The sequence below is a fragment of the Aureicoccus marinus genome, from assembly GCF_002954325.1.
GTDB classification, from domain to species: domain Bacteria; phylum Bacteroidota; class Bacteroidia; order Flavobacteriales; family Flavobacteriaceae; genus Aureicoccus; species Aureicoccus marinus.
In genome coordinates, this window is the sequence record NZ_MQVX01000001.1 from 1,741,829 (window position 1) to 1,755,431 (window position 13,603).

Below are 13,603 nucleotides of genomic sequence, written 5' to 3' on the forward strand. Positions count from 1 at the left end.
CACCAGGCCCCTGACTTCTCCCACTATCCAAAATCAGAGAAGTACGATTTTTAGTAGGCAAATAACAAACAGGGACTTAATCAAACAATCCCCATAAATGGGTAATTTCACTCATAATCCTCCGGCTTGAGCGATCAACATATCAAATAACATTAGAGAAAGCCCTTCTAAAGATTTAGAACCAAAGAAAACCAATGAATTTCAACTTATTAGTTGCAGTATTTTCTTACCTTTAAGACACTAGTGCCATTGCTCATTAAGTCTAAAAATTGTAGTCGATGCTTGCTCCTGAGGTTCACCCAAGAGAAGAGGAACGTCTTGATGCCCTTCTTAAATACACCATACTAGACAGTCTACCCGAACCCGAATACGATAACCTTACACGTATAGCATCGCTGATATGCGGTACCCCTATTGCCCTCATTTCCCTGATCGACGATCAGCGTCAATGGTTCAAGTCGAAAATGGGCCTATGTGTACCGGAAACGCATCGAGACATTTCTTTCTGTGGACATGCGATTCATCAAGAGGAGATCATGGTTGTCCGTGATGCACGAAAAGACATCCGCTTCCATGACAACCCCTTGACAAAACAAGAACCCAACGTCGTTTTTTACGCGGGAGCACCGATTAGAACCCCGGACGGACTTCCACTGGGCACGCTTTGCGTAATTGACAATAAACCAAGGGACTTATCCGATTCCCAAAAGAAAGCACTGCAGGACTTGGCTAAACAGGTCATGATCCTGATGGAATTCAGAAGGGTTATTCGCGTACTTTTCGAACAAAACATCCACATACTCAAACTCAATGAACAGCTCAATGAGTTCGCCCACAGCTTCGCGCATGAGCTCAAAACCCCTGTCCGAAATATCCAAACCATGTTGGATTGGTTGGTCAGTGACTACAAAAAGTCCTTCAACGGACCGGCTATGAGTCAGTTAAACAGTATGCAAGAGAACCTGGAGTACCTTGACGAAATCACAGACGGGATGCTGCTTTATCACAACTGCGGCACCATGCCTTTGGAGTTCGAGGAATTCGAGCTCTCGATTTTACTGGATCAAGTAGAAGCAGAATTTTTACAAGAGCCTGCCTTTGATTTTAAGAAAACCGCTTGTAAAAAAAGGTGTTTCATGCCGAGGAAGCTTGGGGAATCATTTTTAAGCAATTGCTTCAAAATTCCCTAGAATTCAACCAGACGACACAAGCCGAAATCAAATTACACTTCTCAGAAAACGAAGAAGAAATCTTTTTACGCTGGGAAGACAACGGACCGGGTATACCGGAGAAATATAGAGAAAAGGTACTGGAACTCTTTTTTACGCTGGACAATCACCACGGTAAATCCGAGGGAATAGGACTCGCCATCGTGAGCACCTTAGTACAACGACTTCAAGGGAAGTTGGTTCTTGTCGACAGGAAAGCCAATCGCCAAGGATTTTGCCTGGAAATAACCTTGCCCAAGAAGGAACCCCCTATGTGTTCGATTTAGCCTACTGCTTGTCTGCTGAACCTTCTAACTCAAGCTCTTTAGCGAAGAACTGACAAAACTCGCGGAAATTAGCCGTCATCTTATCATCCATGGTCGCCCGGTGAAACGTATCAGCCATGGTGAGAAGGGTTTGATGAAAGAAGACTTTCATTTCGTCTACCGGCATGTCTTTGGTCCACAAGTCAATTTTTAACGACTCTTTGTTTTTACTGTCCCAAACCGAAAGCAACATGGCTTTGGCTTCTTCATTGTTGACTCCACCGTCTTCTGCAGACCAATGTAGTTCTTCGGGGACTCGGTTCTCATCTAAACCGACTTTCAATTTGATTTCTGAAGTGTGCGCTATCGCCATAGTGTTCTTTGCTTTTACTTTTTGGGTTTGTACCGAGATGCCCTAAACATTTTTACCGGTGGCAAATCAATCATTTCTTGTAGGCTTACCCCATTTCGGTCCATATAGGACTGAACTATTTTCCATCCGATATAACGGCCAATGCGGCCGGGGGATTCGTTGTCGAGTTCCAATCCGAATTTCGAAAAAGGAGCAGGATCCAAAAACCGCTTTTCCAAGTCCCCATCGGTACTGTAGAGCAGTTCATTCTCAATAAAATTGCGCCAGATCTCGGTTTGGTTAGCTTCCGCCCAAGCCCAGTGCTCGGAACTATATCCGATCAGGTCAGCTTCACTCACTTCTGGCAGCAACTTTTCTTTGATGTAGAGTTCTTTTCCGAAGTAAACCATGCGATCCAGAAAGGTTCGCTCTTGTACTTTTCGACGATTCACGCGCTTGGCATAGGTCGCCGCAATGTCCGGAAGTATCTGACTCGGTTGCAGATGCTGTGCGACATATCGAGGCAGGTCACTGTAAAAATGGTGGTCCTGTCCCAGATAATTATCAAGTCCTAATAGCAAGAGGGAATCGGCGAGAAGGATCCGCCTTTCGTAATCCCTTTCGTTAATCAGGGTAATGGTCTTGGGTAATTCGTACTGAGGAAAATAATAGGCCCAGTGTTGATTAAGTGCGTAAAGACCCTCTTCCTCTTCCTTGAAGTCTGTAAAAACACTGTCGACCTGCCCCTTCATTTCTATAAAAAGGCTGTCTTTCATCTTGGCTATCCAAAGAGAATCCGGGTATTGAGTCGGAAACAAAAAAGGATAAGCCCGTTTAAGCTCGGGTAGTCCCTCTGCTCCTGCATGCGCAAAGGCTTGTTCAAAACGACCTAGAGAACTCTTGATTTGCAGCTGCGCAATCTCTTTTTCCACAGGATCCTCCTGCTTACACCCAATGAAAAGCAAAAGAATCAAACTCAAAACAAAAGTCGAGGGATTGTAAGCTTTTTTCATTCTTCCTTTTAAGGACATTCCGCCTTACCTTTATAGTTTACAAAAGTATTTTATTCGCACTAAACTCTCTTCAATGCAGGTAGAAAAGATTATTCAGCATATTGTCGATTGGCTCAGTACTTATAGCAAAAACGCAGGAACTTCCGGATTTGTTGTCGGGGTTTCCGGTGGAATAGATTCCGCAGTAACCTCCACATTATGTGCCCGTACCGGCCTACCCATGCTCGTGCTTGAAATGCCCATTCACCAGGGGGCATCTCAGGTAACTCGGGCCTCTAATCACATCGACTGGTTGACACAAAACTACCCCAATGTACAAAGACAGGAAGTACAGTTAACTTCTGTTTTTGATCAACTGATCGCCGAACTCCCTCCGGTAGAATCGGAAGAAAGCCGCATGATGTCTTTAGCCAACACCCGTGCCCGTCTTCGAATGACCACCTTGTATTACTTCGCTGCATTAAAAGGATTCCTGGTGGCTGGTACTGGAAACAAGGTCGAAGATTTCGGTGTCGGCTTCTACACCAAGTACGGGGATGGCGGGGTTGACCTTAGCCCCATCGCTGACCTGCTCAAAAGCGAAGTCTATGCCCTTGGGGAATTCATGGGAATTTCAGAAGCCATCATGGTGGCCCCTCCTACAGACGGTCTCTGGGGCGACTCTCGTACCGATGAAGACCAGATAGGAGCCAGCTATCCTGAACTAGAATGGGCCATGGCCCAAGCAGATGCAGGGAAGAAGGCCGAGGACTTCGAGGGCCGTGAACGAGAAGTGTTTGAGATCTTTTCTCGATATAATGCAGCAAATCAGCATAAAATGCAACCCATCCGGTGTGCGAAATACCTCACTCCCTGAAAAGTGCAGATTAACCGGAAAAACCGCAAGAAAGACGAATAAAACCTCAATTGTTTGAGGGTTTTTCTCAAAAAGTAGCAGATTTGTCTTGCAATTTGACTAATTTCCCTCTAGAATTTGTAGGGCAAAGATTATTAACTAGTCAAAGGCCGCAGATTCGTTAAACATAAACCATTAACAATGATAACAGTGCTCATCGCTGACAATCACCCTATTGTCCGGCTCGGAATTAAAAATGTGCTGGATTCCTCTGAAGGAATTCAGGTCATTGCAGACGTAGCTTCTACTTCAGAACTCTTCAACACCCTTGAAAACATTACCCCTGACGTAGTGATGCTCGAAATGGATATTCCTGAAATCAATGGAATAGCTACTCTACGTAAGATCAAACAGGAGTTCCCTGAAGTAAAAGTTTTGATGTACTCTGGACAATCGGAAGATGTCTATGCCTTGAGTACCATTCGTGCCGGTGCATTCGGCTACCTTTCAAAGACTTCGGAACTCGATTATATCGTTTCTGCTGTCAAAAAAGTCAGCGAAGGAAACATGTTTATTACCAATGAATTGGCCCAGCGTCTAGCCTTTGATGAAGGCAGCCAAAAGCCACGACGCTTCTTCCGTAAGCTGTCGAGTCGTGAGGTAGAAGTGCTCAAACTACTCGCTAGTGGAAAACGCAATAAAGAGGTGGCCGAAGGTCTAAACCTCAACGAAAAAACAGTCAGCACCTACAAAGCGCGCTTGATGCGTAAGCTGAATGTCGACAACCTGGTCGACCTCTTGCAGCAAGCCAAAGCTCTGGAGCTCTACTAGATTTCCAACGCAAATTAGATGAGAATAAAGCCCTGCCGAGCAGGGTTTTATTTATGACAGTACCCGATTGAGTTGGGTATTCAGCAACTGATTCAACTGCATATACCCCATAATCTCTTCCAGGACTTCGTGGTGATGATCCTGAGAAGATTGAGTCGTCTTTTGCAGGTTTTCGATACGCTGTTGAATTAGGGCGCAGCGAAAATTTAAAATGGTTTCTTTGACCAACTGACCAATACCCCTTCCCTTTTCTTTAGGGTAGATGTCTTTCCGTTCCCAATCATGAAGGTTATAGCGCTGATCATCCATCACAATTGCCGAAATTTTAGAGAGTAATTCCTGGTCCTCCATACTCATCAGATCCTGCCAATTGAATTCCTCCGTGGCTTGGTACCTTTCAATCAAGGTGGTGTAAATCTTTTGAAAGTCTGGATCCGAAAGCTCGATTTCATCTTCCTGCAAATCCAAAAAGATTTTTTGGCTCACCTTAGCCTCATGGGCTTCCGTGGTGAGCACCATCTCCCCTTTGTCATCCTCTCGATACACCAGGTCTTGGAATTCTTCAGTCTGGTTTCCATAGAGCAAGAGGATCTCAATGATCTTCTTTTCGAGCTGATAAAGCTGATCCACCTTTTCGGCCTTAGGATCTTGATGAACCACTTCCATGCCCTGGGTCACCTTTGCTGCACTTCGCTCTTCCGCTGACTTACGGCCTTTACGTTCTTGCAACTGCGCCAAACTGGAATACAAAACCTGCTCGGATATACGCATCAATCCCGCGCACTCTTGCACATAAATTTCTTGTTGAATACGGCTGGGAATCCTGGCTATACTGTTGACCATATCCTGAATGGTCGCCGCTCTTTTCATCGGATCATCCCCCGCCTCTTTCATCAGAAGCTTAGCCTTGAACCGAATAAAGTCCAAGGTGTTTTCGGCCAAGTATTCCTGGACATCCTGCAAACTGTGAGCACGCGCAAAGCTATCGGGGTCCTGCCCTTCCGGAAAAGTACAGACCTTGACCGCCAGTCCCTGTTCCAGGATAAGATCCACCCCTCGCAGAGCGGCGCGCTGCCCAGCTGCATCTCCATCAAAAAGGACGGTAATATTTTTAGTCAAACGACTAACCAATCGAACTTGTTCGGGAGTCAAGGCCGTTCCACTGGAGGCCACCACATTTTCAATTCCCTTTTGGTAGAATTGAATGACATCCGTATAGCCTTCGACCAGAAAGCAGTTGTCTTCCTTAGCAATAGACTTTTTGGCGTAATAGATCCCGTAGAGCACCTTGCTCTTGTGGTAAATATCGCTCTCGGGAGAATTCAGGTATTTGGCTGCCTTTTTATTCTGATCCAGAATACGGCCACCGAAACCCAAAACCCGTCCACTCATAGAATGGATCGGAAAGATCACCCGACCTCTAAAACGGTCGATATAGCGCTGTTCTCCTTCTTTGTCGTCTCGGGCAATACTGAGGCCTGTTCCGGTCAAAAATTCACTTTGGTAACCTTTCTCCAAGGCCGTCTTACTGAATTCATCCCAGGATTCTCCACAGTACCCCAACTGAAAAAAACGAATCGTCTCTTCCGTAAAACCTCTTTCCTTGAAATAGGTCTGCCCAATGGCCCGACCACCCTGGCTTTCCCAAAGGTGCTCCTGAAAGTAATCCCTGGCATATTCCGAAACCAGAAAGAGAGACTCTCTTTTGTCCGCTTTCAGCTTTTCTTCATCCGTCTGCTCGGTTTCCTCTATTTCAATTTGGTACTTTTTGGCCAGGTAGCGAATGGCTTCAGGATAGCTGTAGTGCTCGTGCTCCATCAAAAAAGCCACCACATTCCCCCCTTTACCACTACTAAAGTCTTTCCAAATCTGCTTGACCGGGGACACCATAAAACTAGGAGTCCGCTCATCCGTAAATGGACTGAGGCCTTTGAAGTTTGAGCCCGACTTTTTCAGTTGAACAAAATCTCCAATGACCTCCTCCACACGGGCGGTTTCAAATACTTGGTCGATGGTGGATCTAGAAATCAAGGGTGCAAATTAGCAAACCTAAATTTACTAGATCGTGCCTACATATCGAAGCGTAGTCCCAGAGAAATAAGATTTTGATCGACCGCTGCATTCGTAAAGAAGGGGCTCAACTCATAGCGGGTGTAGACCAATACCCCGCCAACACCAGCATACAGGTGAAGTCCATAGACAAAATCTCCGGTATTGTAGTCTCGCTTTAACTTGTCTTTGATGCGTTCCCCATCCTGATCGTACTTCAATTTTTGACGGGTCCCGATATTAAGCCCAGCATAGCCCCCAAAACCCAATCTAAATTGGCGGTGAATCGAGTAGCGAATGCGGTCATTTCTTTCACGAACACGTGAAGGGCCGATTTCAAAAGTGACCGGGATGATCAGGTTATCCATTCGCAGTTTGGACTTGCGCACATTGAACCCTGGATCGATGAGCTCGGTCTGGTCTCCATTGGTCACAAAGATGCGGTTGCCCTCCGGGCTCAAGCCATTGAATTGGAAAGAAAGTCCGTAGTGGAACCGCAGCCAGTTGCTCTTTTCAAAAACACGGCTTCTCCACTGCCATCCCAATTCAAAAAAGCGACTGGATCCGATTTCGTAAGGGGAACCGCTTCCGGCATCACCTCCGACAATAACATCATTAAGTCCAAAGGTCATCACCAGGTCAGAGTAGGTGCGACGATCGTATTTGACCTTGTTCTTCCTGTCGTTGTTCTTGATACTGAAACCAAAGAACTGCTCAATGTCTTCCTCATCACCATTTCCCCATCCAAATCGGATCTGAGTATAAGCGGCCGTATCACTGCGCTGAAGTATTAATTCTTCCCCCTTATTCCGCTCTAAAAGGGCAATCTGGTTATCGACAATGGCGATGCGATTTTCGATATTCAAAGCGCGTTTGCGGGCGTATTCTTCCTTTTCTTTCTGAGCCTCGTCCTGGGTGACTTCACCTTTTCGCAGGCGCGTTTCCACCCCTTCAATTTCGGCCTTTAGCGCCGCTTTTTCCTGCTCCTTAATTTTCTCTTTTTTCAGGTTCAATGCCCTGATCTTACTCTCGTAATCCGTGGTTTGTGCATAGCTGCTTCCCAAGACCAAAAGGCATAGGAAGAGGAACGAAATTCGTTGAATTGATTTCATGTGTTTGAATTTTGATTGATGATTGATTGATGAATAAACTCGATTTATTGATTGCGTTGAGCGACCGCCGTACTCACTTTATGAAAGCTCTCTTTAAGCGAATCGTAAAGGCGGTCTCTGAAGTTCTTATCGTTATCCAGTTCATACTCCGCCTGGGCCAGTAGAGCCATTGGATCCAGGAAAAGAGAATCCTTGCGGTCAAGGCTTCGCTCGGCCAACAATTCAGCCTGGGCTAACCTGAGAAGGGAATCCACTTCCTGATCAGTTACTCGGTTTCCGTTTGACTCAAGGGCCAGTACTTCCTCCAAGAGTCTTTTTGATTTTTCTTCAATGGCCTGTTCTAGCGTACTCACTTTCTCGGTTGGTGCCTCAGCAAAGGCTGTGGCCAGCTCCTCTTTTTTAGGCAGATCCTCCAGAGCAACCGGCTCGGGCATTTCTTCAACAAACTCCGCTTCAACTTTCGGTTCAACGGGTGTCTCTTCAACGGGCAATTCAGCGACCTCTTCAGGAGACTCTGCCTTCTCAATTGTTGGTGAATTGGTCGGTTGCAGAGCCTTTTCAACCAACTGCTTCTCGATAGCGGCCCCATCATCAGCCGAATTGCTAAACCAGAATAAAGAAGCAATGCCCAAAAGCGCCAGGAACACCGCGGCCCATCGCCATTGATGAAAGGTCAAAGCCCTTCTTTGCGAAGAACTGTTCTCCGAGCCCAATTCCTCTTCTATACGATCCCAAAGCTCCGGTCTCGGAGGGAGCCTTCTCTCCCTCAGCTTCTCGCTAACCGATTTCTCCCATTCGTCCTGTTTCATACCCTTTAAATTTTTGTCCCACTTCTTTCCAAATAGTGAGGACCCAGGAAATCCTGAATCATTTTTCTCGCTTTGAACAGTTGCGACTTTGAGGTGCCTGGGCTAATTCCGAGCAACTCTCCTATTTCGGGATGTGAGTAGCCCTCCACGCTGTGAAGAACAAAAACCACTTTATAACCTTCGGGAAGACGATCAATAATTTGCTGAATGTAATCCAGCTCTAAATTATCACTCCAGGTTACTGCACTTGGCTCTGCTGCAGTCAACTGGTCCTCATCGTACACCACAAACTGTTTCTTTCTCAAAAAACTGATGGATTCCCGAACGGCAATTCGCCGAATCCAGCCTTCAAAACTCCCCTTGTGTTCGAAATCGCCCAAGTGCTTAAACACCTTGACAAAGGCCATGACCATGACATCCTCCGCATAGTGCATGTCTTTGATGTACTGCCTGCAAACCGAAAGCACTAATGAAGAATAGCGGTCATAAATCCATTGCTGGGCCCGACGATCCCCTCCGGCTGCTTTGCGGATAGAGGGTTTTTCGGTCCCATGAATGGAAAATAAGCTCACAAATGCTGTTTTTTGGCTTGTTTATTAGATAGACGCAACACCCCTGCCAAAAGGTTGCCTGAAGGCGAAAAAAATTAAATTTTTCGGTCCACAACATAATTCACCATCAGGTGAAGGGAGGTTTTGTAGGGAGACTCAGGGTAAGTAGAAAGCAATTGCAGAGCCTGGTCTTTGTATTCCATCATTTTGGATTCGGCATACTCCAAACCGCCCTTCTCTTTAACAAAGGCAATGACTTCCTGCACTCGCTTTTTGTCTTTGTTGTGGTTTTTGACCGAATTGATCAGCCACTTCTTTTCTTTGGGGCTGCTCTGGTTTAGTACATGAATCAAGGGCAAGGTCATTTTTTGTTCCTTGATATCAATCCCGGTGGGTTTACCGATTCTCTGTGTGCCATAATCAAAGAGGTCGTCTTTGATCTGAAAGGCCATCCCAGCCAACTCGCCAAAGAGGCGAAATTTTTCGATTTCTTCCTCTGCTTCCGGCTTCACCGAACAAGCCCCAATCGCGCAACAGGCGGCGATCAGCGTAGCCGTCTTTTGGCGAATGATATCGTAGTAGACTTCCTCTGTAATGTCCAGACGTCTCGCCTTTTCAATTTGAAGAAGTTCTCCCTGACTGATTTCGCGGACAGCACCAGAGATGATGCGGAGCAAATCAAAATCATTGTGCTCTAGAGAAAGTAAGACCCCTTTTGAAAAGAGAAAGTCCCCAACCAAAACAGCAATTTTGTTCTTCCAAAGGGCGTTGATCGAAAAGAATCCGCGGCGTTTATTACTGTCATCGACAACATCATCGTGGACCAAACTGGCGGTGTGGATAAGCTCAATAATCGAGGCTCCGCGATAGCTGCGGTCATTAATTTCGCCCCCCCCTAGCATTTTGGCCACTAGGAAGGTGAACATAGGGCGCATTTGCTTCCCTTTGCGGTTAACGATGTAATAAGTGATCCGGTTGAGAAGGGCAACCTGAGAAATCATGGAATCCCGAAATTTATCTTCGAAAAGATCCATTTCCCGGGCGATGGGTTCCTTAATTTGAGCGACAACGTTCAATACCTTCCCTCTAGCATTCAGGGTATAAAAATAGGCAAAATACCGCCTAAAATTACGCTTCCTTCTCTACTGATTTGTTCGCCAGCTGTCCGCAGGCCGCATCGATGTCCTGCCCACGTGATCGGCGCACGGTCACCGTGATCGAAGCCTTCTCCAACGTACCGACGTAAAGGTCAATAGCGGCTGCGTCCGCTTGCTGAAAAAGAGGGTCACCGATTGCGTTGTACTCAATCAAATTCACCTTGCTGGGTACCGCTCGGCAAAAGCGTACCAAAGCTTGTGCATCCTTCGGTTGATCATTGATTCCCTTCCAAACCACATACTCAAAGGTGATGGATCGCCCGGTCTGCTCATACCAGTACTTAAGGGAATCCAGCAAATCCTCGAGAGGAAAGCGCATTGTAAAAGGCATGATGCGGTTACGTGTTTCTTCTATGGCAGAATGCAAGGAAACTGCCAGATTGAATCTAAAAGGCTCTTCTGCCAGTCTTTTAATCAACTTGGGAATTCCCGAGGTAGAAACCGTAATCCGTTTGGCTGCCATCCCCAGTCCCTTTGGTGAACAAATTTTTTCAATGGAGGCAATGAGGTTCGGGTAGTTCATCAGAGGCTCCCCCATCCCCATAAAGACAATGTTAGAAAGAGGACGACCGTAGTAGCTTTGGCTTTGGGTGTTCAGGGTAACCACTTGGTCATAAATTTCGCCAGGCTCCAGATTGCGCATCCGCTTCAAACGGGAGGTTGCACAAAAAGTACAGTCCAAACTGCACCCGACCTGACTCGAAACACAGGCCGTTGATCTGGTGTCTGTTGGAATCAATACCGATTCCACTACAAACCCATCATGTAGACGCACCGCGTTCTTGATGGTGCCATCAGAACTTCGCTGCAGCTTGTCCACTTCAATGGCTTGAATAGCATAGTTCTCATCGAGCCACTGCCGAAGGTCCTTCGGCAAATTGGTCATGTCTTCAAAAGTACGAGCCGATTTGTTCCAGAGCCATTCGTATATCTGATTGGCACGAAAAGAAGGTTGGCCCTGCTGGACCAATTTCCGGGTCAGCTCTTCCTTAGGAAGCGAGCGTATATCCCTGACCCTACCCATAAGTTCTTAAAGAATCAACATGGCATCACCGTAAGAGTAGAAGCGGTAGCCTTCTAAGATGGCTTGTTTGTACGCTTTCTTCATCAAATCGTGCCCCATAAAGGCCGATACCATCATCAACAAGGTTGATTTTGGCAGGTGAAAGTTGGTAATCATCGCATCAGCGATGCTGAATTCGTAAGGAGGAAAGATGAACTTGTTGGTCCAGCCTTCAAAAGTGTTCAGAGAACGTTCTGAAGAAACGGCACTCTCTAGTCCACGCATCACCGTAGTACCTACAGCGCATACTTTTCTCTTTTGGGCTTTGGCGTTATTTACGATCTCTGTCGCTCTTTCATCAATCACCAATTCCTCGCTGTCCATTTTGTGCTTAGAAAGATCTTCGACCTCTACCGGATTGAAAGTCCCCAACCCAACGTGCAATGTCACTTCCGCAAAGTCAATTCCTTTGATCTCAAGACGCTTTAGGAGGTGCTTTGAAAAGTGAAGACCCGCTGTCGGGGCGGCTACAGCTCCTTCATGCTTGGCGTAAATCGTTTGGTAACGCTGTTCATCCTCGGGCTCTACATCGCGTTTGATGTACTTGGGCAGAGGCGTTTCTCCAAGCTCACGCATTTTGCGTCTAAAATCGATATAAGAACCGTCGTATAAGAAGCGAAGGGTACGTCCGCGTGAAGTCGTGTTGTCGATCACCTCGGCTACCAAACTTTCGTCCTCTCCGAAGTACAACTTGTTTCCGATACGGATCTTACGCGCAGGATCCACGAGCACATCCCAAAGGCGTTGCTCCTCGTTGAGCTCTCTCAATAAGAAAACCTCGATACGCGCTCCTGTTTTTTCTTTATTACCGAAAAGACGAGCAGGGAATACCTTGGTATTGTTCAAACACATAACATCACCTTCATCGAAATAATCGATCAGGTCTTTAAACATCTTGTGTTCGATTTTCCCCGTTTCGCGGTGGATGACCATGAGTTTGGACTCATCGCGGTTCTCGGCTGGGTATTCAGCTAATAATTCTTGTGGTAATTCGAAATTAAAATTGGAAAGCTTCAAAGGTTCTCGATTTTAGCCCGCAAATATACAATCCGGGCTACCCCCTTGTCAAGTAAATAGGAGTTTAATTACTTAAAGCCCTTATTCTTCCTCTACCCATAGGCCTAAGGCGGCCCAGTCTTTCCAGAAATCCGGATAAGATTTAGAAACCACAGCCGCCTCCAAAATGCGCATTTTTGCCTTTTGACACAGTGGCGCAAAGGCCATGGCCATGCGGTGATCGTGGTAGGTTTCTATATCGACCTGCGGAACTGATGACAAATCTCCTTCAAAAGCTTTTAGATGAAGGGAGCGATCGGTAATTTCGACCTCAGCACCAAATTTCTCGAGCTCTGTCTTCATGGCAGCCAAGCGATCTGTTTCTTTAATCGGCAGGGTGTGTAATCCCCTCATATCGCAGCGCATTCCAAGACCGAGGCAACTCACCGCCAAAGTCTGGGCAATGTCCGGAGCATCTTTGAGGTCGGCCTCAAAAACCGAATTCGCTTCTCTTTCTTTGCTTAGTAACACCCCTTGATCTTCGTAGCGGGTTACTACACCGAAGGCCTCGTATAGCTCTGCTAAAACGCGATCGCCCTGGAGGGAGTCTTCTCTTAATACAGACAAATGCATTTGGCTACCGACCGGAGAAAGAGCGATCAGACTGTAGTAATAACTCGCCGCACTCCAATCCGATTCGACCGCCTGACTCTGGACGGCTATATCCGCTTGGGGTTCCACTCGAATTCGTTGCCCTTCAAAGTGGGTCTCTACCCCTATCCGCTCCAACAAACTAAGGGTCATCTCTAAATAAGGCCGGGAGGTGATCTCGCCGATTAACTCGATCTCAAGACCTTCAGGAAGGGAGGGGGCGATCAATAACAAGGCAGAAATGTACTGGCTACTAACCTTGGCTGGAATTCGCACCTGCTTTTGGGTCAGTGCCTTACCGGTGATTTTTAAGGGAGGAAAACCTTCCTCACCGTCATAATCTATCTGAGCCCCCATAGAGCGCAACGCTTCCACTAAAATACCGATGGGCCTTTCCTTCATGCGGTGCGAACCCGTAAGCACCAGTTCACGACCGTTCTGGGTGGCTAAAAAAGCCGTCAAAAAACGCATAGCGGTACCGGCATGGTGAATATCGACCTCCAAAGCATCCGGTGAAGACAAGGCACGCTGCATAAAGCGAACATCGTCTGCATTGGATAAATTGGTCAATTCCAGGTTGGAATAAAACGCCTGAAGAATAAGCAGACGATTTGACTCACTTTTGGAGCCCGTCAAGCGGACCCGTCCTTTCAACACACGTTCATGTTGTTCTCCTAAAACGACCTTCATATTGCAGACCAGATCAACTG

General features: G+C 46.6%; 13 protein-coding genes and 1 pseudogene. 4 read left to right on the plus strand and 10 right to left on the minus strand.

Annotated elements, in window-relative coordinates:
• The first annotated feature begins 278 nt into the window (after positions 1 to 278).
• Positions 279 to 1,190, plus strand: a complete 912-nt coding sequence (locus BST99_RS08140) for a GAF domain-containing sensor histidine kinase (RefSeq protein WP_105001356.1) — start codon at positions 279 to 281, stop codon at positions 1,188 to 1,190.
• Positions 1,172 to 1,495 (plus strand): ATP-binding protein, encoded by a 324-nt coding sequence (locus BST99_RS08145; RefSeq protein WP_181044186.1) that lies wholly within the window; start codon positions 1,172 to 1,174, stop codon positions 1,493 to 1,495. Before BST99_RS08140 ends, BST99_RS08145 begins: the two co-directional genes overlap by 19 nt.
• A 1-nt stretch (position 1,496) precedes the next feature.
• Here the strand turns inward: BST99_RS08145 and gldC are convergent, their stop codons facing one another.
• A complete protein-coding gene (gene gldC / locus BST99_RS08150) occupies positions 1,497 to 1,847 on the minus strand; it encodes a gliding motility protein GldC (protein WP_105001358.1) in 351 nt (116 codons plus the stop codon).
• A gap of 14 nt (positions 1,848 to 1,861) precedes the next feature.
• A complete protein-coding gene (gene gldB, locus BST99_RS08155) occupies positions 1,862 to 2,839 on the minus strand; it encodes a gliding motility lipoprotein GldB (protein WP_105002471.1) in 978 nt (325 codons plus the stop codon).
• 73 nt (positions 2,840 to 2,912) lie between these two features.
• Between gldB and nadE the strand changes: the two are divergent.
• Together nadE and BST99_RS08165 are read left to right on the plus strand one after the other, a co-directional pair.
• Positions 2,913 to 3,709, plus strand: a pseudogene (nadE, locus tag BST99_RS08160) (NAD(+) synthase).
• Positions 3,710 to 3,875: 166 nt separating this feature from the next.
• Entirely contained in the window at positions 3,876 to 4,505 is a 630-nt protein-coding gene (locus BST99_RS08165; protein WP_105001359.1) for a response regulator, read from the plus strand.
• A 51-nt stretch (positions 4,506 to 4,556) separates the two neighbouring features.
• Here BST99_RS08165 and dnaG read toward each other — a convergent pair whose 3' ends face one another.
• From dnaG to BST99_RS08205, 8 genes are all read right to left on the minus strand, one after another.
• On the minus strand, positions 4,557 to 6,536 hold the full coding sequence (dnaG, locus tag BST99_RS08170; RefSeq protein WP_105001360.1) for a DNA primase: 1,980 nt from the start codon (positions 6,534 to 6,536) through the stop codon (positions 4,557 to 4,559).
• A gap of 38 nt (positions 6,537 to 6,574) precedes the next feature.
• On the minus strand, positions 6,575 to 7,666 hold the full coding sequence (locus BST99_RS08175) for a hypothetical protein (protein WP_105001361.1): 1,092 nt from the start codon (positions 7,664 to 7,666) through the stop codon (positions 6,575 to 6,577).
• A gap of 44 nt (positions 7,667 to 7,710) precedes the next feature.
• Entirely contained in the window at positions 7,711 to 8,475 is a 765-nt protein-coding gene (locus BST99_RS08180) for a hypothetical protein (RefSeq protein ID WP_105001362.1), read from the minus strand.
• 5 nt (positions 8,476 to 8,480) lie between these two features.
• Positions 8,481 to 9,047, minus strand: a complete 567-nt coding sequence (locus BST99_RS08185; protein WP_105001363.1) for an RNA polymerase sigma factor — start codon at positions 9,045 to 9,047, stop codon at positions 8,481 to 8,483.
• Positions 9,048 to 9,121: 74 nt separating this feature from the next.
• Positions 9,122 to 10,102 (minus strand): polyprenyl synthetase family protein, encoded by a 981-nt coding sequence (locus BST99_RS08190; protein ID WP_105001364.1) that lies wholly within the window; start codon positions 10,100 to 10,102, stop codon positions 9,122 to 9,124.
• A 52-nt stretch (positions 10,103 to 10,154) separates the two neighbouring features.
• Positions 10,155 to 11,207 (minus strand): 23S rRNA (adenine(2503)-C(2))-methyltransferase RlmN, encoded by a 1,053-nt coding sequence (gene rlmN, locus BST99_RS08195; RefSeq protein WP_105001365.1) that lies wholly within the window; start codon positions 11,205 to 11,207, stop codon positions 10,155 to 10,157.
• A 6-nt stretch (positions 11,208 to 11,213) separates the two neighbouring features.
• Positions 11,214 to 12,263, minus strand: a complete 1,050-nt coding sequence (gene queA, locus BST99_RS08200) for a tRNA preQ1(34) S-adenosylmethionine ribosyltransferase-isomerase QueA (protein ID WP_105001366.1) — start codon at positions 12,261 to 12,263, stop codon at positions 11,214 to 11,216.
• A gap of 81 nt (positions 12,264 to 12,344) precedes the next feature.
• On the minus strand, positions 12,345 to 13,583 hold the full coding sequence (locus BST99_RS08205) for a 3-phosphoshikimate 1-carboxyvinyltransferase (protein ID WP_105001367.1): 1,239 nt from the start codon (positions 13,581 to 13,583) through the stop codon (positions 12,345 to 12,347).
• Positions 13,584 to 13,603 lie beyond the last annotated feature (20 nt).